Raw genomic sequence first — 23335 nt, forward strand, 5'->3', positions numbered from 1 at the left:
ATATATTAAAGGTAGCACTTTTTATTTCGAGTACATTCCAGCTGCATTCACAATTATCTCCTACCACTTCTCTCTAGGAATTATAAATACACCATGCATTTACTAAAAATCTAATTAACTTAGGAGGCGTTATGAAATGCATGTTAATAAGAAGATCATTTATGTATCCCATGATGCCCATTTCCACGGAGCACAGCTGCTTTCTTTACATACTATTAAAGCTCTTAAAGAAAACTTTCATTACTCCGTCGCAATTATTTCTATTGGAACGGGCATTTTAATCCACGATTTTCAAAAGTATGGTCCTGTTTATTGCCTAGAGGAAGACTACCCAACAGAAAAAAGGGTCGAATTATTAATAAAGAAGTTACTATCACAAGACTATACCATCGCCATATGTAGTACCGTCATAAGTGGTGATATAGTTGCATTACTAGCTAAACACAATATAAAAGTTATTTCATTAATACATGAATTGCCGCATTTAATACAACAGTACTCTGCCGAGGGGAAAGCTAGAAACATTGCCCAGTTTGCTTACAAAATTGTCTTCCCTTCACAGTACGTGTATGAAAAATTCCGTACAATCACCCAATTAGATCATCAAAAATGTCACATCCTCCCTCAAGGCTTGTTTAACCACAATCCTTATAAGAACAATATTGCAAAAGCTAGAAGCGAATTACGAAAAAAACACAACCTGCCTCTAGATAGCAAAATCATTTTAGGAGTAGGTTTCGCTGATCATCGGAAAGGGATAGATTTATTCTCACTTATTGCTTACTCAGTAAGAAAGGTTCATACGAATATTCATTTTATCTGGGTCGGGAGAACGGATGTTCATTTCTTTAACACACTATCCCCAAGATATACAGCACATTTCACATTAGTTGAGCCTACTCCAGATATCGGTTTATATAACGCCGGGGCTGATTTATATTTGTTAACTTCAAGAGAAGATCCTTTTCCAAACGTGGTTTTAGAGGCATTAGATACAAAAGTACCTGTTATAGGGTTTAAAAACGCTGGAGGTTTTGAAGATGTTGTTACGGAACAAACTGGCGCCTTAGTAGACTTTTTAAATTTACCGCAGGTGCTGGAAAGAATATATGAATTTATTGGAGATGAAGACTTACGATTACAAAAAGGGCGCTTTGGCCAAGAGCTTATTGAAAAAGATTTCAACTTTCTTCATTACATTTATCAACTGTTAAACCTACTTGATCATAATTACAAAAAAATAAGCGTAATCATACCGAACTATAATTACGAAAAATACTTATCTAACCGAGTTAAATCCATATTAAACCAAACCTATCCCCTTTACGAACTAATTTTCCTAGACGATGCCTCTACTGACAATAGCGTATCTATATTTGAACAGCTGCTCTCAAACGAAAATAAGCCCCACCTAAAAGTTCAGCAGATTATTAATGATAAAAACTCTGGTTCTGTATTTAAACAATGGATAAAAGGCATCTCTGCAGCAACCGGTGATTATATTTGGATTGCAGAGGCCGATGACTTATGTGATCAGACATTTTTAGAAGAAGTAATCCAAGGGTTTCATATAAATCGTGATGTTACCTTAAGCTACACACAATCAAAACAAATAGATGAACAAGGAAATATCCTAGCCAATCATTATTTAGATTACACAAATGATATTGATAAAGAAAAATGGAAAAGTTCTTATTTCCGAAAAGGGATAGATGAAATACAAGATACATTACTTATCAAAAACACCATACCTAATGTCTCAAGTGTAGTTTTTAAAAACATAGATATAAAAACTACAGAAAAACAATTAGAAAAGTTTAAAGTAGCTGGTGATTGGTTTTTCTATGTTTCTATTCTTAAAGAGGGGAACATTTATTTCAATCCAAAACCGCTAAACTATCATAGACGACATACAAATAGCGTAACGAGAACAGAAGATTCATATTCCCATTACAGTGAAGTTGTACAAATGCAGAATTTCATTAAAGAAACCTTTACTATCGACGACATTTCAAAAAAGAAAATGTACACATATAGAAAGTACCTTAAAGCATATTTGAAGATTTAATGATATATTTTCTTCGCCATCAGTATCTCTTGTAAAACGTTACTATCATTTAAGGGGGGTTACTCTTTGAAAGAATTTATAGAAGCAAATAAAGATTTGCTTTCTCAAATTGCACACAAATACAATGTAAATGCAAGTATCCATCCAGAGGATCATATCTTTCAATTCCTTGTCACTAATCCAGTCTTCCCATCTAAAAAAGAAGCGATAGATTATTATTTTCAAGATGGGAGAAAATCTGCAGAAACACTTTTAGATTTAATTACTTCCTTTTATCCCCCTATAGACACTCCAATTAAATTATTAGAATTCGCATCCGGATATGGCTGCGTAACACGTCATTTATTAAACCCACAAACGAACTTAAGTATAACTACCTGTGATATACATGAAGAGGCTATTACTTTTATTGAAAACAAATTAAATACTTCTTCTATCTTATCTCACCCTGAACCTGAACAAGTAAAATTGGCCTCGTCTACGTATGATATCGTCTTTTGTCTATCCTTTTTTTCTCATATGCCTGATACAACTTGGTTTCGTTGGCTTCAAACATTGTATAATGCTGTTTCTCCTGAAGGCTTACTCATTTTCACAACTCATGGTTATCAAAGTAAAAAGTACTTCAGCTTTCCAGATTTAAATAAACAGGGTTATTGGTTTCTCCCTTCTAGTGAACAATTGGATTTAGATGTTCATCAATACGGGCAAACGATCGTTAGTCCCTCTTACGTATGTGACAAAATTAAATTATTACCCTATAACCCTGTCATCAAAAAATACACTGAAGGTTTTTGGTGGGAACATCAAGACCTTTGGGTAATAAAAAAAGAAATAAAATAATAAACCACGCTCTACTGATACAAAAGTAGGGCATGGCTTATTATTTTTTACTATATAAGAACTCTTCAATCCATAGCTTATTTAATCTAATTCCACTTTTGAAATCTATTTTCGGTTCCCAATTACATTCTCGTCTTACTCTATCTATATTTAAAATGATTTTTTGAACATTTTCTTGCCTTTGTTTATAGCAGGTAAAGTCCACTTTTCTTTCCGTTAATTTCTCCAATTCTACTATAATTCGCTTTAAAGAGAGACCCTTTCCGCTCCCTATGTTATACACACAAGATTTCAAACGATTTAATTGTGATAGTTGTATAGTGATTTCAACTAAATCATCGATATAAATATAATCTCGAATAATCTCTTGTGGATTCCCATATATATTAATCTTGTCATTACTGAGATGCTGATACAAAAAACAATTTATTGCCCCAACTTTCTTTAAAGGATTTTGATATTTTCCATATGGATTAGAATATCTACATACAACATAGTCAATTCCGTATTTTTTCTTATAAAAGTACAAGTAATTTTCAAGCGATACTTTTGTTATCCCATAAGGAGAAAGTGGTTTTAATGGATGTTCCTCATCAATAGGTAAATATTCCGGTTCACCATAAACCGTGCCTCCAGAAGATGCTAATACAATTTTTTTAACAGGAAAATTTTTAACATTTTCCATGAAGTTAAGAAAAAAAAAGCTACTGTTTATATCTCCGAAAACATCTTCAATTGAAGTTGCTACATTAGACGTTGCAGCTAAATAAATAATAATATCCACACTCACTAAAGCTTTATATATATCTTTAACATTCGCTAAATCACCTTTAATAAATTCAACTTCACTTATAATATTTTGAGGAAAATTATTTATATGTCTGGAAAATACTTTTACATTTTGACCCTGTTTTAATAAACCTATTGCGAGGTTAATACCAATGAAACTATTTCCACCTACTATTAAATAATTATTCTTCCTCATAATATCCTCTCTAGTAATAAAATTTTTACTCGTCACACCTAGAAATACAAATAAATGAACTTGGTCACTTCTATTATTCATCCTCTTATAATTGTATGCTCCTTATAAATTTTCATTATCTTTATTTTATATTTTCATTTTAGAATCGCTATCTTATCCAAGATGACCGCAAAAAACACTCATAATATTTACTCATTTTCATGAATATATTGGATTAATAAAAACTTCCTTTCCCATATTCTCACTCGTTTATTCTATTTAAAGAACCCTCTCCGTGAATAAAACTTTCAAAAAGGAGTACTAAATTTATGAAAAATGTAAATCAAGAGCTTTTAAATCATGTAATGCTACATAAAGATCGAATCCCACATTTCCATAAAGACTTTCCACTTATACTATTCTGGAGCCATAGAAGCGGATGTACCACATTAGCTAATTGGTTCTTTTTTCAAATTGGATTATTTCCTGAAGCAAAGAAATACCATGACTTTATTCATTACTATGAGTTCTGGGTGTATAAAAACAATACAAATTACATACCCGAGTTACAAAATGGTCTTCTAGAAGCAAAAAAAGATGTTTATAAACTTGTGCGAAACCCCTATACAAGGGCGGTCAGCTCCTTTTTATTGCTTGCTGACAATCCATATGCTAGCCCTCAATGGGAAAGTATCCGGCATTATTTTTATAATGACAAATATAGTAATCAAGGAATATCATTTAAACAATTTTTATATTACGTTCAAGCATTCGGTTCCAATTCCCTAGCAATAGATATACATTTTAGTCAGCAATACGTCCCAGGTGAAGAAAACTTCATCCAATGCTATATTCCTTTAGAAGATTTTAATACACAAATCACCAAGATAGAACACACGTACGATTTGACTAAATCAAATTTAGCGCTTCTTATAAATTCAGATCATCACCGTGCTCATAAGATGCTTTATACAGGAAGCTATGCAGAACTTAGCATTACAGATGCATCCTTCCCCCGCTTTCCAACATATGAAAGCTTTTATGATAAAGAAACCATGGATTTAGTTACAGAAATATATACACAAGACTTTGAAATGTATCCGTACACAAAAGGGATATTCTAAGTCGATACATTCTTCAATGAATAAAAGCGAATGTATCGCATAGCATAAGGTGAAACTTTAATTAGCGTGGGGTTCTCTCCCGCTAATTATTCCATTCTACCAATCTCACTTTTATGAGTTCCCTAATTTCCACCCACTCTCTTTGATTTCGCTGATTGTTGACGTGTGTGTCATATGCATTTTTTTACACAGGAGTGATGTCATGTGGAAGGTAATTTGAAGCACAATAATGGATATTGCGTTATTTGTGAGAAGAAAGCTACATTTATAGAGCATAATGATTGGCTTAGAGATCACTACTTATGTTCTACATGCCACTCTATACCAAGGCAGCGCGCTCTAATTCATGTTTTAAATACATTTTTTCCAAAATGGGGTTCCTATCATATCCACGAATCCTCTCCTGGAGGAATTACAACTCAACTACTAATAAAAAACTGCAAAAACTATACATACTCTCAATACTTTAAAAACTACCCTCTCGGCCAATACTTTCAAGGGATTAGATGCGAGAACTTAGAAGACATGACTTTTCAAAATGAATCTTTTGATTTATTCATTACTCAAGATGTCTTTGAACATGTAATGGAGCCAAACAAAGCCTTTAAAGAAATAGAGCGTGTATTAAAGCCTGGCGGCGCTCATGTGTTTACTGTCCCTTGGTATCATACACTCACAAAGACTTTACAAAGAGCAAGAATCAATAAAGAAGGAATCGAATATATTGAGGAGCCAATTTATCATGGTAATCCTATTGATGAGAACGGGTCTTTAGTAACATTTGATTGGGGTCAAGATATGATTGAATATATTTATACACATGCAAATATGTATACCATTGTTTATTTACAAAAGGATAGATCACTGGGGTTAGATGCTGAATTTCTACATGTTTTTATTAGTAAAAAACACGAAAATGATTTTTAGGCACTATATAATATGGAGGTTAACAAATGAATAACTTTGAGTTAGGAAGTGATTTTGATAACCTTGTTAGCCCGCTTTCTGATGTTGAACTTCTTAATCTATTTATACAAAGTTGCTCACAAACAAAGGTAAATGGCATCCCAGTACCTATGTTCCCCTCCGAAGAAATTCAACAACAGTTTGTAGGTGCTTCCTATGAACATGCTCTTTATGAAGCATATTTGTTTTATAGCCTTGTAAAAACATATGCCCATAATTTAGGCGTTCCCTTGAATAAAGAACGGAAAATTTTAGACTTTGGTTGCGGATGGGGAAGAATCATACGCTTCTTTTTCAAAGATGTTCGCCATAAAAATTTACTTGGTATTGATGTAGATCCTGCAATGATTAAACTTTGCAACGAAACGTTAGGAAGAGGCAGGTATAAAATAGCTCCCCCACAACCTCCTGTAGAATTTATTAATGACAATTCATTAGATATCATATTCGCTTATTCTGTATTCTCACATTTATCCGAAGAAACCGCAGAAAATTGGATAAAGGAGTTTTCAAGAATTCTTCGTCCAGGTGGAATCTTCATCGCAACAACACAAGCACGCTATTTTCTCGATTTCTGTCAACAATTTAAGGAACACCCTGAATTAATTCAAACTGGGTGGCATAAAACTTTATCTCAAGCTTTTCCAGATATAAATCGTGCCATCTCGGATTATGAAAGCGGCAATTTTATCCACAGCCCTACGGGAGCTGGAGACGTTAGAAACAGTAGCTTCTATGGGGAAACCGTTATACCTAGAACTTATATTAAAAACCACTATGAGAAGTATTTAAAGCTACGGGACTTTTTTGATGATACAAACCGGTTACCCCAAGCTCTATTTGTTCTCCAAAAAGATTAACTCTTTTCACTCATTGTATAATGAAGATCATTTTGTATCTCAGCCGTATATATTAAATCATCAAAGATTTCCATATCAAGCAAACTGCACAAAAGAATTCATTATGCAGCATAAATACAGTAAGTAAATAACATATTTCATGTTTTAACTAGATTCGAAAAATCAAAAGTAACTTCCCACCACTTGAACTACGAAGAACATAAGGGGGATATATCTTGAAAATAATCGCTTTTTACTTACCACAGTTTCATCAAATAAAAGAAAATGACCGATGGTGGGGGAAAGGGTTTACTGAATGGACAAATACTAAAAGTGCACGACCTTTATTTTCAGGACATTACCAACCTAGAGAACCTTATCAAGATTTTTATTATGACTTAACCACCCCATCCGTAAGAAAATGGCAAGCAAAAATCGCCAAAGCACATGGCATATATGGTTTTTGTTATTACCATTACTGGTTTAAAGGGAAGAGGCTATTGGAGGCACCCTTTAATGAGGTACTTAAGATGAAGGAACCAGATTTTCCATTTTGCCTTTCTTGGGCAAATAAACCGTGGACAAAAACTTGGGATGGTCTTGATAGTCACATATTAATGCCTCAAAATTATGGAGAATTATCGGATTGGAAAGAACACTTTGAGTATTTATTGCAAGCTTTCCAAGATGAGAGATATATCCGTATAGACGATAAACCACTATTCATTATTTATCGTCCCGGGCATATCCCTCATTGTGAACAAATGCTTCATTATTGGAATACACTCGCACAAGAAAATGGTTTGAAAGGTATATACTTTGCAGAAACATTAAACAGCTTTCCACTTCCTAATATAAATGGATTTGATGCTAGCATTCAATTCGAGCCTTTTTATACAATTGCTCATGATAGCTCTTCAGACATAAATAAGACAATATATGAGTCTGGTAAACAAATAAACGCTTGGGATTATGATAAAGTGTGGATGTATATACTAAAGCGATCTCCTCCAGAGAAAAAAACATTTCCTGGTGCCTTTGTTGACTGGGACAATACAGCACGCCGCAAAGACTTAAATAGCAGCATCTTCCTAGGTTCTACCCCTAGTAAGTTCACGATATACTTAAGCAAACAAATCCAGCGTACCTATTCTCTTTACAACAGCGAGTTTTTATTTATTAATGCGTGGAATGAATGGGCAGAAGGTACTTACTTAGAACCAGATAAAAGGCATGGATTCGCCTATTTAGAAGGAGTTAAGCAGGCAATTAACAGAGGTATGAAAGCATACAAAAAAGACGAGTCATTCTGACTCGTCTTAAAGTTGCTTGGCGACGTCCTACTCTCACAGGGACAAGGTCCCAACTACCATCGGCGCTAGAGAGCTTAACTTCCGTGTTCGGTATGGGAACGGGTGTGACCTCTCTGCCATCATCACCAAACTATGAAGGTATATTCCTTCAAAACTAGATAACATTTGCTTCATATTATATGGTTAAGTCCTCGATCTATTAGTATTCGTCAGCTCCACATGTCACCATGCTTCCACCTCGAACCTATCAACCTGATCATCTTTCAGGGATCTTACTAGCTTACGCTATGGGAAATCTCATCTTGAGGGGGGCTTCATGCTTAGATGCTTTCAGCACTTATCCCTTCCGCACATAGCTACCCAGCTATGCCCTTGGCAGAACAACTGGTACACCAGCGGTGCGTCCATCCCGGTCCTCTCGTACTAAGGACAGCTCCTCTCAAATTTCCTGCGCCCACGACGGATAGGGACCGAACTGTCTCACGACGTTCTGAACCCAGCTCGCGTACCGCTTTAATGGGCGAACAGCCCAACCCTTGGGACCGACTACAGCCCCAGGATGCGATGAGCCGACATCGAGGTGCCAAACCTCCCCGTCGATGTGGACTCTTGGGGGAGATAAGCCTGTTATCCCCGGGGTAGCTTTTATCCGTTGAGCGATGGCCCTTCCATGCGGAACCACCGGATCACTAAGCCCGACTTTCGTCCCTGCTCGACTTGTAGGTCTCGCAGTCAAGCTCCCTTATGCCTTTGCACTCTACGAATGATTTCCAACCATTCTGAGGGAACCTTTGGGCGCCTCCGTTACACTTTAGGAGGCGACCGCCCCAGTCAAACTGCCCACCTGACACTGTCTCCCGGGTCGATAAGACCCGTAGGTTAGAATTTCAATACAGTCAGGGCGGTATCCCACCAGCGCCTCCACCGAAGCTAGCGCTCCGGTTTCAATGGCTCCCGCCTATCCTGTACAAACTGTACCAAAATTCAATATCAGGCTACAGTAAAGCTCCACGGGGTCTTTCCGTCCTGTCGCGGGTAACCTGCATCTTCACAGGTACTATAATTTCACCGAGTCTCTGGTTGAGACAGTGCCCAAATCGTTACACCTTTCGTGCGGGTCGGAACTTACCCGACAAGGAATTTCGCTACCTTAGGACCGTTATAGTTACGGCCGCCGTTTACTGGGGCTTCAGTTCAGAGCTTCGCTTACGCTAACCCCTCTCCTTAACCTTCCAGCACCGGGCAGGTGTCAGCCCCTATACTTCGCCTTACGGCTTCGCAGAGACCTGTGTTTTTGCTAAACAGTCGCTTGGGCCTATTCACTGCGGCTTTCCGTTAAGAAAGCACCCCTTCTCCCGAAGTTACGGGGTCATTTTGCCGAGTTCCTTAACCAGAGTTCTCTCGCACACCTTAGGATTCTCTCCTCGCCTACCTGTGTCGGTTTGCGGTACAGGCACCTTTTATCTCGCTAGAAGCTTTTCTTGGCAGCGGGGAATCAAAGACTTCGCTCCATAAGGAGCTTCCCCATCACAGCTCAGCCTTCACGATAAGCGGATTTGCCTACTTATCAGCCTAACTGCTTGGACGTGCACAACCAATCGCACGCTTCTTCTATCCTTCTGCGTCCCTCCATTGCTCAAACGATAAAGAGGTGGTACAGGAATATCAACCTGTTGTCCATCGCCTACGCCTGTCGGCCTCGGCTTAGGTCCTGACTAACCCTGAGCGGACGAGCCTTCCTCAGGAAACCTTAGGCATTCGGTGGACGGGATTCTCACCCGTCTTTCGCTACTCATACCGGCATTCTCACTTCTAAGCGCTCCACCAGTCCTTCCGGTCTGACTTCACTGCACTTAGAACGCTCCCCTACCACTGATACCATTGGTATCAATTCGCAGCTTCGGTGGTGTATTTAGCCCCGGTACATTTTCGGCGCAGAGTCACTCGACTAGTGAGCTATTACGCACTCTTTAAATGGTGGCTGCTTCTGAGCCAACATCCTAGTTGTCTAAGCAACTCCACATCCTTTTCCACTTAATACACACTTTGGGACCTTAGCTGGCGATCTGGGCTGTTTCCCTCTTGACTACGGATCTTATCACTCGCAGTCTGACTCCTAAGGATAAGTCATTGGCATTCGGAGTTTGACTGAATTCGGTAATCCGATGAGGACCCCTAGTTCAATCAGTGCTCTACCTCCAAGACTCTTACACTTAAGGCTAGCCCTAAAGCTATTTCGGGGAGAACCAGCTATCTCCAGGTTCGATTGGAATTTCTCCGCTACCCACACCTCATCCCCGCACTTTTCAACGTGCGTGGGTTCGGGCCTCCATTCAGTGTTACCTGAACTTCACCCTGGACATGGGTAGATCACCTGGTTTCGGGTCTACGACCACGTACTAAACGCCCTATTCAGACTCGCTTTCGCTGCGGCTCCGTCTCTTCAACTTAACCTCGCACGGGATCGTAACTCGCCGGTTCATTCTACAAAAGGCACGCCATCACCCATTAACGGGCTCTGACTATTTGTAGGCACACGGTTTCAGGATCTCTTTCACTCCCCTTCCGGGGTGCTTTTCACCTTTCCCTCACGGTACTGGTTCACTATCGATCACTAGGGAGTATTTAGCCTTGGGAGATGGTCCTCCCAGATTCCGACGGAATTTCACGTGTTCCGCCGTACTCAGGATACATTCAAGAGAGAACGAAGTTTCGACTACGGGGTTATTACCCTCTGTGACGGACCTTTCCAGGTCGCTTCGTCTACCTCGTTCCTTTGTAACTCCGTATAGAATGTCCTACAACCCCAAGAGGCAAGCCTCTTGGTTTGGGCTAGATTCCGTTTCGCTCGCCGCTACTCAGGAAATCGCATTTGCTTTCTCTTCCTCCAGGTACTTAGATGTTTCAGTTCCCTGGGTCTGTCTTCCATACCCTATGTATTCAGGTAAGGATACCATACCATTACGTATAGTGGGTTTCCCCATTCGGAAATCTTCGGATCAAAGCTTACTTACAGCTCCCCGAAGCATATCGGCGTTAGTCCCGTCCTTCATCGACTCCTAGTGTCAAGGCATCCACCGTGCGCCCTTTCTAACTTAACCAAACTAAAATTAAAAAAATATGAGCTACACTGTTATCTAGTTTTCAAAGAACATACATTTAAACTTGAGAGATAGTTCTCTCAAAACTGAACGAAACAAAACAAGTCAACGTTTATTGATGAACTGCGTTCATCAATTCTCCATAGAAAGGAGGTGATCCAGCCGCACCTTCCGATACGGCTACCTTGTTACGACTTCACCCCAATCATCTGTCCCACCTTAGGCGGCTGGCTCCATAAAGGTTACCCCACCGACTTCGGGTGTTACAAACTCTCGTGGTGTGACGGGCGGTGTGTACAAGGCCCGGGAACGTATTCACCGCGGCATGCTGATCCGCGATTACTAGCGATTCCAGCTTCATGTAGGCGAGTTGCAGCCTACAATCCGAACTGAGAACGGTTTTATGAGATTAGCTCCACCTCGCGGTCTTGCAGCTCTTTGTACCGTCCATTGTAGCACGTGTGTAGCCCAGGTCATAAGGGGCATGATGATTTGACGTCATCCCCACCTTCCTCCGGTTTGTCACCGGCAGTCACCTTAGAGTGCCCAACTTAATGATGGCAACTAAGATCAAGGGTTGCGCTCGTTGCGGGACTTAACCCAACATCTCACGACACGAGCTGACGACAACCATGCACCACCTGTCACTCTGCTCCCGAAGGAGAAGCTCTATCTCTAGAGTTTTCAGAGGATGTCAAGACCTGGTAAGGTTCTTCGCGTTGCTTCGAATTAAACCACATGCTCCACCGCTTGTGCGGGCCCCCGTCAATTCCTTTGAGTTTCAGCCTTGCGGCCGTACTCCCCAGGCGGAGTGCTTAATGCGTTAACTTCAGCACTAAAGGGCGGAAACCCTCTAACACTTAGCACTCATCGTTTACGGCGTGGACTACCAGGGTATCTAATCCTGTTTGCTCCCCACGCTTTCGCGCCTCAGTGTCAGTTACAGACCAGAAAGTCGCCTTCGCCACTGGTGTTCCTCCATATCTCTACGCATTTCACCGCTACACATGGAATTCCACTTTCCTCTTCTGCACTCAAGTCTCCCAGTTTCCAATGACCCTCCACGGTTGAGCCGTGGGCTTTCACATCAGACTTAAGAAACCACCTGCGCGCGCTTTACGCCCAATAATTCCGGATAACGCTTGCCACCTACGTATTACCGCGGCTGCTGGCACGTAGTTAGCCGTGGCTTTCTGGTTAGGTACCGTCAAGGTGCCAGCTTATTCAACTAGCACTTGTTCTTCCCTAACAACAGAGTTTTACGACCCGAAAGCCTTCATCACTCACGCGGCGTTGCTCCGTCAGACTTTCGTCCATTGCGGAAGATTCCCTACTGCTGCCTCCCGTAGGAGTCTGGGCCGTGTCTCAGTCCCAGTGTGGCCGATCACCCTCTCAGGTCGGCTACGCATCGTCGCCTTGGTGAGCCGTTACCTCACCAACTAGCTAATGCGACGCGGGTCCATCCATAAGTGACAGCCGAAGCCGCCTTTCAATTTCGAACTATGCAGTTCAAAATATTATCCGGTATTAGCCCCGGTTTCCCGGAGTTATCCCAGTCTTATGGGTAGGTTACCCACGTGTTACTCACCCGTCCGCCGCTAACTTCATAAGAGCAAGCTCTTAATCCATTCGCTCGACTTGCATGTATTAGGCACGCCGCCAGCGTTCATCCTGAGCCAGGATCAAACTCTCCAATAAAGTTAGTTTGTCTAGCATCTAAAAATAAAAATTGACGTTCACGTTGTTTGTTTCGTTCAGTTTTCAAAGAACTTGTCTGTCGCTCATTTGCGACTCCCTTATGTTAACATTTTCATATTTCAATGTCAACCAAGTTTTTTTATTTCTTTTGTCGCTTTCTGCGTTGTTGCTATCGGCGACTTGTTTTATATTACACCTCTAAACTCTAATCGTCAATATGTTTTTCTAAAAAAATATAAAAAGGCTTATTCCTTTTAAAATAAGCCTTTTTATCCTATAACATTCTATTCATTTATTATTTTTCTATAATTGGTAATGAAACGATGAACTGAACGATCCCGTCCTCATACTCAGCTCGAATACTACCACCTTGCAACTCAACAATACTTTTCGCAATAGCTAATCCGAGCCCCGAACCTTCTGTTACTCTACTTCTAGATTGATCTTTCTTATAAAACCGTTCAAACAAGTTCCCTAACTCTTCTCTCGTAAACTCTTCACTATGATTCGCAATAACAATTTGTATATTCCTGCGCTGCCTTTGAAGAGAAACTTTTATCTCTCCGTCATCTTTACTATACTTAATTGCATTCATTAGTAAGTTGTCGAATACACGGACCATCTTTTCCGAATCAATCATCGCATATGCACGTTCCTCAGGAAACTTCTTAACAAACATAAGGCCATGCTCTTCCGCTTGTGGTACTAACTCTTCTATTAATTGATCAAGTAACTCATTTACACACACTTCCTGTTTTTCTAATACAACTTGTTCATTCGTTAACTTCGTATACTCAAATAAATCTTCTATTAAATTCTTTAACTGCTCCGACTTTGCAAAAGCAATTCTAGTATATTCATCATATTGCTCTTTATTTTCATATTTAGAGTCTCTGAGTAATCGTAAGTATCCCATAATAGAAGTAAGTGGTGTCCGTAAATCATGAGATACATTTGTAATAAGCTCGTTTTTCTGTTTTTCTAATGTACGCTCTTTTTCTATATTGTTCATAAGCTCTTCCGCCATATTATTAATATTCTCAGTTAAAGACGCAATCTCATCTTCACCTTTCTTCTCAATACGGTACGCTAAGTTTCCTTTTTCTATTTCCTTTACACCTTGTGCCATCGCTTCAATTTGCTTCATCTTTCTCTTTGTTATATAGAAGAAAGAGAAAATGAATACGAGTACCCCAATTAAAAATGGGAATGGCCCTTCCTGTGTCTCATACATGACTACACCATCCGGAATCCCGCTAACGAACATGTACAAATTCTTATCTTCTATTGTAATAGGTGAAAAAGCTATAAATTCTTTTCTCGTATTTTCAAATGCATCTCCACCTTTTGAATAGTTGATCGCAAATGATGCTGCATTACGAATCGTATTATGCAAATCGATTTGCTCTTCTTGCGCCTGCTTCGTTTTATATAAAACTTTGCCACTCTCGTCAGTAACCAATATTTTTAAAGCTCTAGATCCTCGTTCTAAATTTTGGTTCTCCATTTCGATCATATCGGATATAGCTTCTAATTTATTTTCATGAACTGAATTATTTGCCACACTTTGAGCTTGTTGGTTAATTTGCTCCATACCTACCCGATAATCGATCGTAGCCTCCCGATTCGCATTCTCAAAAAATGGCGCTGCTGCTTTTGATGATAAAACTCCTAATAACGCACACGCAGTAAACGCAGTAATAAGCTGAATTCGGATACTCCGCCGAACACTCTTCACTATCTTTCCAATTAATTCTCGAATTTTCCTAACATAAGTAAATGGATTAAATATCTTTTTCAATCTTATACCCCACTCCCCATACTGTTTTTATATATATTGGCTTCCTTGGATTCTCCTCAATCTTTTCACGCACTTTTCGAATATGAACCATTACCGTGTTATCCGACTGGAAAGATTTTTCGTTCCAAACCTTTTCATAAATTTGTTCCGCACTAAAGACCATCCCCGGATTACGGACTAGTAATTCTAAAATTGAAAATTCCCTCGGGGTCAGTTTCACTTCTTCTCCATCCACAATGACTGTATGAGTGGAGATGTTTATTTTCATCTCTCCAATTTCTAACTCGTCCTCATTTTGAATAGCAAAGCCATTCATTTTCATATAACGACGTAGCTGCGATTTAATTCTTGCGATTAACTCTAACGGATTAAACGGTTTTGCTACATAATCATCTGCACCTGTTGTTAATCCTAAAATTTTATCCATATCTTGCGTTTTTGCCGAAAGCATAATAATCGGCATTTCCTTCGCTTCCCTTACTTTCATACACATATGAATACCATCTACTTTCGGCATCATAATATCTAATACGACTAAGTGCACTTCATTTTCTTCTAATATACGTAACCCTTCTTCTCCGTCCCCTGCTTGCAGTACTTTATATCCTTCGTTCTTTAAATAAATTGTAATAAGGTTCCTAATTTCTTTTTCATCATCTACGACAAGTATCGTTTCCCCGGCCATAATATCTCTCCCATCAGTTTTTTAATCCCTAACTTCTATTATAAGAAAACTTCTGAAGAAAAACGCTCGGAAATCCTTAAGATTTTCTGAAGACGCAAAAAAGGTCTAGACTCCCCTCAAGTCTAGACCTTTCAAAAAACCCCTTTTATTTACGAACGTAGATGAAATATAGTACGAATAAAACTCCCATAACATACATAATTGGATGAATCTCTTTACGACGACCACTCACAACCATTGTAATTGGATAGAAGATAAACCCGATTGCAATTCCTGTTGCGATACTATACGTAAGTGGCATTGAAATGATAGTAAAGAACGCTGGTACTGCAATCTCGAATTTCTTCCAATCAATTTCTCCTAAAGATGAAACCATCAAGATTCCTACAATAATTAATGCTGGCGCTGTTACAGCTGGTGTCACAACACTTAATAGTGGTGAGAAGAATAGTGCCAGTAAGAAGAATCCTGCTGTTACAACTGCTGTAAATCCAGAACGTCCTCCTGCCGCTACCCCCGCAGACGATTCAATGTAAGACGTCGTAGTAGATGTACCTAGAATTGCACCAATTACAGTTGCAATCGCATCTGCAAATAACGCTTTACCTGCACGTGGTAATTTATTGTTCTTCATTAATCCCGCTTGATTCGCAACCGCTACAAGCGTACCTGCTGTATCAAAGAAATCAATAAAGAAGAACGTTATAATAACAATCGCCATTTCAACAGTGAAAATGTCTCCAAAGTGAGTTAATGCTACCCCGAACGTTGGTTCTAGACTCGGTATTGCTCCCACTACAGCTTTTGGTGTATCAATTAATCCAGTCGCTACTCCTAAGATCGCCGTAAGGATCATACCGTAGAAAACTGCACCATTTATTTTTTTAATCATGAAAATGATTGTAGTAACAACTCCGAAGATTGCTAGTAACGTTGTGCCCTTTGTTAAGTCCCCCAACCCAACAAGAACAGCATCATTCTTTACGATAATTCCAGCGTTTTGGAATCCAAGGAAGGCAATGAATAATCCAATACCCGCCGCTACTGCAAACTTTAACTCTACTGGAATTGCATTAATGATTTTTTCACGAATACCTGAAGCAGTAAGAATAATAAAGATAATACCTGACATTAATGTTCCAGCAATTGCCGTTTGCCACGGAATTCCCATCGTTAACACCGCTGTATAAGCAAAGAACGCGTTTATTCCCATACCTGGCGCTAAAGCAATCGGATACTTCGCAAATATCCCCATAATTAACGAACCAATCGCCGCTGCTAATGCTGTAGCAACGAATACTGCACCTGGATCCATTCCTGTACCCGCCGGTAATCCTTTAACATTTCCAAGCGACAGCGTAGCAGGATTGACAAATAGTACGTAAGCCATAGATAGAAATGTCGTTAAACCTGCTATGAACTCTGTTTTATAATTTGTGCCGAGTTCATCAAACTGAAAATAGCGTTTCATCTTACGTTTCCCCCGTTATATGATTACTCGCCGTATTTCACCCTAGCCCTCTTTTATCTATAAAAATAAAAAAGGCTTCCATTGCATATACATGGAAGCGTTCTATGAATAAAGACAAGTTTCCCCTCATCTTTATAGAAACGCCTCGTAGTCAAGCCATTTACGGTAGCTAGGTAGAAACTTTCGGGCCATATCCCCGATATTATACGACGGCATAATATTCACTTTTCGTTTGAATTACATACTCATATTAACTCGAGGAGGTGGTTTTGTCAATTTAAAAACGAACATTTTTATAAACTTTTATATTTTCGTTCGTATTAAGGGTAAAAACAAAAAGATCCATCTATACATGAACGATAGATGGATCTTTTTTATTACAATACTATTCCCACTCAATAGTTGCTGGTGGCTTACTCGTTATATCATACACGATACGGTTAACGTGTTTTACTTCGTTTACGATACGTACAGAGATTTTCTCTAATACGTCCCAAGGGATACGTGCCCAATCAGCTGTCATACCGTCGATAGATGTTACTGCACGGATACCTACTGTGTAATCGTAAGTACGCTCGTCACCCATAACACCTACACTACGCATACCAGGAAGCGCAGTGAAGTATTGCCAAACTTCGCGGTCTAATCCTGCTTTTATAATTTCTTCACGTAAAATTGCATCAGATTCACGAACGATTTCTAATTTCTCTTCTGTAATTTCACCTAATACACGAATACCAAGTCCTGGACCTGGGAACGGTTGACGCCATACGATTTCATCAGGAATTCCTAGTTCTGATCCTAATACACGTACTTCGTCTTTAAATAAAGTGTTTAAAGGCTCAATTAATTTGAACTGCATGTCTTCTGGAAGTCCACCAACGTTATGGTGAGATTTAATTGTTTGTGCAGTTGCTGTACCACTTTCAACGATGTCTGTATAAAGTGTACCTTGCGCTAGGAAGTCCATTCCTTGTAATTTAGAAGCTTCATCATCAAATACGTAAATGAATTCATTACCGATGATTTTACGTTTTTGCTCTGGATCTTCTACACCTTTTAACTTGTTCATGAAGCGCTCTTGTGCATCCACTTTAATAACGTTCATATGGAAGCCTTCGCTAAATGTTTTCATAACACCTTCTGCTTCATCTTTACGAAGTAAACCGTGGTCCACGAAAATACATGTTAATTGGTCACCAATTGCCTTATGAATTAATACTGCTACAACAGAAGAGTCTACACCGCCACTAAGTGCGCATAATACTTTTTTGTCTCCAACAGTTTCACGGATCTTCTCTAATTCTACTTCGATAAAGTTCTCCATGTTCCATCCTTCAGAACAACCACATACGCCGAATACGAAGTTTTTAATTAAATCGTTACCGTGCTCAGAGTGACGTACTTCTGGGTGGAATTGTACACCGTATAAGTTTTCCGCTTCATTGCTCATACCAGCAATTGGACAAGACTCACTTGTTGCATCTACTACGAATCCTTCAGGTAAACCAGTTACTAAGTCACCATGGCTCATCCATACAACTTGCTCTTCTGGAAGGTTCGCATATAATTTTGATTCGTTCTCTACTTTAAGAACAGCTTTTCCATACTCACGGTGGTTTGCACGTTCTACTTTACCACCGAAGTGTTGTGTCATAAGCTGCATACCGTAACAAATACCGAAGATCGGTAATCCTAGTTCAAAGATTTTTTCATCACAATGTAATGCGCCTTCACCGTATACACTATTCGGTCCACCAGAGAAGATAATCCCTTTTGGATTCATTGCTTTAATTTCTTCTGCAGTAATTGTATGTGGATGAAGTTCACTGTATACACCGAACTCACGAATTCGACGTGCTATTAACTGATTGTACTGACTCCCAAAATCTAAAACGATAATTGTATCATGCTGCTTCTTCAAAATAATCACCCCAACGTTAGTTCTCGTATATAAATATTTTCACCAATTTGGCGAAAAGCATTACTAATATAATAAAAAAAGCCAGTCCTCCGCCTCTAGTCTCATGACAAAGAAAAGGCAGGGGTCTGGCTTTATAAAGAAAGATAGTCTTCCGCTCTTTATAAATATAAGACGCACTGCCTTCATAGTCAGGTTGTTTACGGTAACCCGGTAGAGACTCTCAAACCATATCATCGAGGATATATGAAGGATTGTTTTATATTATCTTCCTAGATTCTAACAATGAAGTATCGATATGGTCAAGAGAGAAAGCGACAAAATTCTACAGAAATTATTTTCCTGCGCTCAAAAACATAAAAAAACATCCACTTCTATATAGAAGTGGATGTTTTTCGGGAGAACGGAATTACATCATTCCGCCCATACCACCCATGCCCATGCCGCCCATGTCAGGCATTGCTGGTGCATTTGGTTCTGGCTTGTCAGCAACTACAGCTTCAGTTGTTAAGAACATAGCTGCAACAGATGCTGCGTTTTGAAGTGCAGAACGAGTTACTTTAGCTGGATCTACGATACCAGACTCAAGCATGTTAACCCATTCGCCAGTAGCTGCGTTGAAACCAACGCCTACTTTTTCGCCTTTTAGACGCTCTACAACTACAGATCCTTCTAGACCAGCGTTGATTGCGATTTGACGAACTGGCTCTTCTAGTGCACGAAGTACGATATTGATACCTGTTGCTTCGTCGCCTTCAGCTACGATAGAAGCTACTTTTGTGTATACGTTCATAAGTGAAGTACCACCACCTGCAACAATACCTTCTTCTACTGCTGCACGAGTTGAGTTAAGTGCATCTTCAATGCGAAGTTTGCGCTCTTTTAACTCAGTTTCAGTTGCTGCACCTACTTTAATTACTGCTACACCGCCCGCAAGTTTAGCAAGACGCTCTTGTAATTTTTCACGATCGAATTCAGAAGTAGTTTCTTCTAATTGCGCGCGGATTTGACCGATGCGAGCTTCGATTTGTTGTGAATTTCCAATACCTTCAACTACAGTTGTGTTTTCTTTCGTTACAACAATTTTACCAGCACGTCCTAAAGATTCAACTGTAGCAGATTTTAAGTCACGTCCTAATTCTTCAGTGATTACTTCGCCACCAGTTAAGATTGCGATATCTTCTAGCATTGCTTTACGACGGTCACCAAATCCAGGAGCTTTAACAGCAACTACATTGAATGTACCACGAAGTTTGTTCACTACTAATGTAGCTAACGCTTCGCCTTCTACATCTTCAGCAATGATAAGAAGTGGTTTACCTTGTTGTACCACTTGCTCTAATACTGGTAAGATTTCTTGGATGTTAGAAATCTTTTTGTCAGTAATTAAAATGTATGGGTTATCAAGAACTGCTTCCATTTTGTCAGAATCAGTAATCATGTAAGGAGATGCATATCCACGATCAAATTGCATACCTTCTACTACGTCTAATTCTGTTGTGAATCCTTTAGATTCTTCTAAAGTAATAACGCCGTCGTTACCAACGCGCTCCATTGCTTCAGCGATTAATTGACCTACTTCTTCGTCAGCCGAAGAAATAGCAGCTACTTGTGCGATAGAAGATTTACCTTCGATTGGTTTAGAAATCGCTTTTAATTCTTCAATTGCAGCAGTAACAGCTTTTTCGATACCTTTACGAAGACCCATTGGGTTTGCACCAGCTGTTACGTTTTTAAGACCTTCACGAATCATAGCTTGCGCTAATACAGTTGCAGTTGTCGTTCCGTCACCAGCTACATCGTTTGTTTTGCTAGCAACTTCTGCTACTAATTTCGCACCCATGTTTTCGAATGCATCTTCTAATTCGATTTCTTTTGCGATTGTTACACCGTCATTTGTAATAAGTGGTGAACCGAATTTTTTCTCAAGTACAACGTTACGACCTTTTGGTCCAAGCGTTACTTTTACTGCGTTTGCAAGAGTGTCGACACCGCGAAGCATCGAACGACGTGCTTCTTCACTAAATTTAATATCTTTTGCCATAATAATTGACCCCCTTGGATTTTTAAAATGTATATAATTAACCGATAATTGCTAAAATGTCACTTTCACGTAAAATCAAGTAGTCTGTACCTTCGTATTTCACTTCAGTACCTGCATATTTTGAGAAGATGATAAGATCACCTGCTGCTACCTCTAAAGCAACACGCTCACCATTTTCAAGCACTCGGCCTGTACCTACTGCAATAACTTTACCCTCTTGTGGTTTTTCTTTTGCAGTTTCTGGTAATACAATACCACTTGCTGTTTTTTCTTCTGCTTGAACAAGTTCAATTACAACGCGATCACCTAATGGCTTTAGCATGAACAACAACCTCCTCATTTTGTTATGTAAATTTTATTTATTAGCACTCAAGTCACACGAGTGCTAACACACTTCTAATAATAAATAATCTCAATTTCTTTTGCAAGTAAAAAAATCATAATTTTTTCGCAAATTACTTTATGCACTTTCCTATATAGCATTACTTCTTCTACTGCCTTTACCATATGAATCGTTGTTCCCACTTCTTGTATGTTACAATATGAAAGACACCCTAAGTTGTTTTCGCTAAACGTACAACTTTTTCCTGTCTCCTATTTTATTTTCAAATACTTATTTACAAAAAAAATATAATTCAAATGAAAGTTTATATCGTAGGTAGCATATTTACATGTTATCCTACCTTATCTCATACACTAGAGTTAGAAAGGATGGTTAAACCATTTGAAGAAACAATATTGGTGGATTATCGTTACATACATTTTAATGCAGTTATCTGGAATTGTTGGCTTACCACTACTCCTAAAAACAGGACTCTATGATAATAGAGGATTTACCATGGAGGAAAAAGGTCAAATCATAACGGGACATTGGGCAATCATTAGCTTCTTTGTTGCATTATGCATCGTGCTTTGGTTACTTAGAATAGATATTCGTGACAGGCATTTAGATAAAATGCGTGTTACGATCCCAGCTACAGTTGGTTGGATTATAATCGGTATTCTCTTAGCTTTCTCTTCCCAAATAATTGCCGGTATGATCGAAATGCGTCTACTAGGAATTAAACAAGGTTCGGAAAATACAATGAAGCTGATGGAAATTGCAAGAACGACACCTTGGTTCCTCATTGTTGTATCTATAATCGGACCTATCTTAGAGGAAATCGTATTTAGAAAAATTTTATTTGGCACACTTTATAAGAGATTTAATTTCTTTGTTGCTGCTATCATTAGTTCACTAGTATTCGCGGCGATTCATTTTGATTTTACTCACTTATTGGTATACACTTCTATGGGGCTCGTATTCGCCTTTTTATACGTAAAAACGAAACGAATTATAGTTCCTATTGCAGCCCATGTGGCAATGAATACATTAGTCGCTATTGGACAAATTTTTATGAGTAATGAGCAAATTCAAGAAATGATTAAAGAAGCTGAAAAAATGCAAGGCTTTATCGGAGGATTTTTAGTATGAGAAACTCACCATTGTTCATGGCTGCATTGTACTTTCTTCTTGGATGTATCTTTACACGCTTCGCCATTACGAACGTAACAGATACAATCTGGAATATGTGGACAATACTATTTGCAGTTATGGCAACAATTGATTTTAATTTGGCACTTCGCCTTATCTTAGTTAAATTCACAAAGAAAAAACAATAATAAAACGCAGAGGTCATCTCCTCTGCGTTTTATTGTGGATAATTCTTCAAAAAGTAAACAAGCGTTTGTAACTCTACAGCTAAATCAATGTGATGAATTCTTATATTCTCTGACACATTTAAGCGTGCTGGTGTGAAATTTAAAATACCATGCACGTTCGTTTCTGCCAATCTATCTGCCACAGATTGCGCTACTGTAGCGGGTACTGTTAATATTGACACTTGTATATCAGTTGATAAACGTTCTTCTAGTTCATCCAAATGATATACAGGAATGCCTCCGATTTCTGTTCCAACTTTCTCTTCACTAACATCAAACGCCATTTCAATTTTTGTATTATTGTTTTTCGTGAAATTATAATGTAAGAAAGCGGTCCCTAAATTACCTACTCCAATAAGTGCCACGCGTGTTATATCATCTTGGTCGAGTGTTTCACGGAAAAATGATAATAAATAATTTACGTTATATCCATATCCTTTTTTCCCTAACGCTCCAAAATATGAAAAATCTCTTCGAATAGTTGCGGAATCAACCTTTACCGCTTCACTCAATTCGGCTGATGAAACACGTTGCTTACCAGAAAGAGATAAGTTTTGGATAAATCGATAGTATAGAGGCAATCGTTTGGCAGTGGCCTGTGGAATTTTTTGCTGATCCATATAACCTCTCCTCTCTTCCTATCTTTATTCTTATACTTGAATCAAATACAGAAGTTTAGTACTCATGAATTTCCTTGTATAATAAAGAGAAGAAGTATTCTCTCTTTATTTTAAACTATACACTATTTTTAGTATGATTGAGAAATATAAACATGGCAAAGTTAAGAAATTATTTG

At 38.9% G+C, this 23335-nt stretch carries 16 protein-coding genes, 3 rRNA genes and 2 riboswitches; of the genes, 8 read left to right on the forward strand and 11 right to left on the reverse strand.

Features of this window, described 5'->3' with window-relative positions; genetic code table 11:
- Window positions 1-136 precede the first annotated feature (136 nt).
- Together I6L50_RS03470 and I6L50_RS03475 are read left to right on the forward strand one after the other, a co-directional pair.
- Window positions 137-2068: a glycosyltransferase gene (locus tag I6L50_RS03470; protein WP_219300576.1), complete on the forward strand. Its 1932-nt coding sequence runs from the start codon at window positions 137-139 to the stop codon at window positions 2066-2068.
- Between the two features lie 66 nt (window positions 2069-2134).
- Complete coding sequence (locus tag I6L50_RS03475; protein ID WP_219300578.1) at window positions 2135-2911, forward strand: class I SAM-dependent methyltransferase; 777 nt, start codon at window positions 2135-2137, stop codon at window positions 2909-2911.
- A gap of 40 nt (window positions 2912-2951) precedes the next feature.
- Here I6L50_RS03475 and I6L50_RS03480 read toward each other — a convergent pair whose 3' ends face one another.
- On the reverse strand, window positions 2952-3896 hold the full coding sequence (locus I6L50_RS03480; protein ID WP_219301286.1) for an NAD-dependent epimerase/dehydratase family protein: 945 nt from the start codon (window positions 3894-3896) through the stop codon (window positions 2952-2954).
- 308 nt (window positions 3897-4204) lie between these two features.
- On the opposite strand from I6L50_RS03480, the gene I6L50_RS03485 reads away from it, so the two are divergent.
- The 4 genes from I6L50_RS03485 (at window position 4205) to I6L50_RS03500 (ending at window position 8117) form a co-directional block, all read left to right on the forward strand.
- A complete protein-coding gene (locus I6L50_RS03485; RefSeq protein ID WP_219300580.1) occupies window positions 4205-4999 on the forward strand; it encodes a sulfotransferase family 2 domain-containing protein in 795 nt (264 codons plus the stop codon).
- A 204-nt stretch (window positions 5000-5203) separates the two neighbouring features.
- Complete coding sequence (locus I6L50_RS03490; protein ID WP_000398933.1) at window positions 5204-5926, forward strand: class I SAM-dependent methyltransferase; 723 nt, start codon at window positions 5204-5206, stop codon at window positions 5924-5926.
- Between the two features lie 26 nt (window positions 5927-5952).
- On the forward strand, window positions 5953-6825 hold the full coding sequence (locus tag I6L50_RS03495; RefSeq protein ID WP_219300582.1) for a class I SAM-dependent methyltransferase: 873 nt from the start codon (window positions 5953-5955) through the stop codon (window positions 6823-6825).
- A gap of 215 nt (window positions 6826-7040) precedes the next feature.
- The gene (locus I6L50_RS03500) at window positions 7041-8117 is read left to right on the forward strand and encodes a glycosyltransferase WbsX family protein (RefSeq protein WP_219300584.1); all 1077 of its coding nucleotides are present in this window, start codon (window positions 7041-7043) and stop codon (window positions 8115-8117) included.
- Window positions 8118-8131: 14 nt separating this feature from the next.
- Here I6L50_RS03500 and rrf read toward each other — a convergent pair.
- The 9 genes from rrf to groES form a co-directional block, all read right to left on the reverse strand.
- A 5S ribosomal RNA gene (gene rrf / locus I6L50_RS03505) occupies window positions 8132-8247 on the reverse strand.
- Window positions 8248-8296: 49 nt separating this feature from the next.
- Window positions 8297-11218, reverse strand: a 23S ribosomal RNA gene (locus I6L50_RS03510).
- A gap of 146 nt (window positions 11219-11364) precedes the next feature.
- Window positions 11365-12916 (reverse strand): 16S ribosomal RNA (locus tag I6L50_RS03515).
- The 16S, 23S and 5S rRNA genes sit together here, the layout of an rRNA operon.
- Before the next feature lie 295 nt (window positions 12917-13211).
- A complete protein-coding gene (locus I6L50_RS03520; RefSeq protein ID WP_219300586.1) occupies window positions 13212-14717 on the reverse strand; it encodes a sensor histidine kinase in 1506 nt (501 codons plus the stop codon).
- Complete coding sequence (locus tag I6L50_RS03525) at window positions 14701-15402, reverse strand: response regulator transcription factor (protein WP_085308686.1); 702 nt, start codon at window positions 15400-15402, stop codon at window positions 14701-14703. The genes I6L50_RS03520 and I6L50_RS03525 overlap by 17 nt, the downstream gene beginning before the upstream one ends.
- 145 nt (window positions 15403-15547) lie before the next feature.
- Window positions 15548-16873 (reverse strand): NCS2 family permease, encoded by a 1326-nt coding sequence (locus I6L50_RS03530; RefSeq protein WP_002091603.1) that lies wholly within the window; start codon window positions 16871-16873, stop codon window positions 15548-15550.
- 128 nt (window positions 16874-17001) lie between these two features.
- Window positions 17002-17103: riboswitch (purine riboswitch) on the reverse strand.
- Between the two features lie 155 nt (window positions 17104-17258).
- Complete coding sequence (gene guaA / locus I6L50_RS03535; RefSeq protein ID WP_122974556.1) at window positions 17259-18797, reverse strand: glutamine-hydrolyzing GMP synthase; 1539 nt, start codon at window positions 18795-18797, stop codon at window positions 17259-17261.
- A 165-nt stretch (window positions 18798-18962) separates the two neighbouring features.
- Window positions 18963-19064: riboswitch (purine riboswitch) on the reverse strand.
- Between the two features lie 139 nt (window positions 19065-19203).
- Complete coding sequence (gene groL, locus I6L50_RS03540; RefSeq protein WP_002029451.1) at window positions 19204-20838, reverse strand: chaperonin GroEL; 1635 nt, start codon at window positions 20836-20838, stop codon at window positions 19204-19206.
- Between the two features lie 37 nt (window positions 20839-20875).
- On the reverse strand, window positions 20876-21160 hold the full coding sequence (gene groES / locus I6L50_RS03545; RefSeq protein WP_002009985.1) for a co-chaperone GroES: 285 nt from the start codon (window positions 21158-21160) through the stop codon (window positions 20876-20878).
- Between the two features lie 402 nt (window positions 21161-21562).
- Here groES and I6L50_RS03550 point away from each other — a divergent pair, with 402 nt between their 5' ends.
- Together I6L50_RS03550 and I6L50_RS03555 are read left to right on the forward strand one after the other, a co-directional pair.
- Window positions 21563-22312 carry a CPBP family intramembrane glutamic endopeptidase gene (locus tag I6L50_RS03550; RefSeq protein ID WP_113938564.1) on the forward strand — a complete coding sequence of 250 codons (750 nt, stop codon included), beginning with the start codon at window positions 21563-21565 and terminating at the stop codon, window positions 22310-22312.
- A complete protein-coding gene (locus tag I6L50_RS03555; RefSeq protein WP_001246201.1) occupies window positions 22309-22500 on the forward strand; it encodes a YdiK family protein in 192 nt (63 codons plus the stop codon). Before I6L50_RS03550 ends, I6L50_RS03555 begins: the two co-directional genes overlap by 4 nt.
- Before the next feature lie 29 nt (window positions 22501-22529).
- Here the strand turns inward: I6L50_RS03555 and I6L50_RS03560 are convergent, their stop codons facing one another.
- The gene (locus tag I6L50_RS03560; protein ID WP_219300588.1) at window positions 22530-23159 is read right to left on the reverse strand and encodes a redox-sensing transcriptional repressor Rex; all 630 of its coding nucleotides are present in this window, start codon (window positions 23157-23159) and stop codon (window positions 22530-22532) included.
- Window positions 23160-23335 lie beyond the last annotated feature (176 nt).

It is taken from the genome of Bacillus sp. FDAARGOS_1420, assembly GCF_019344915.1.
Classification (GTDB): domain Bacteria; phylum Bacillota; class Bacilli; order Bacillales; family Bacillaceae_G; genus Bacillus_A; species Bacillus_A mycoides.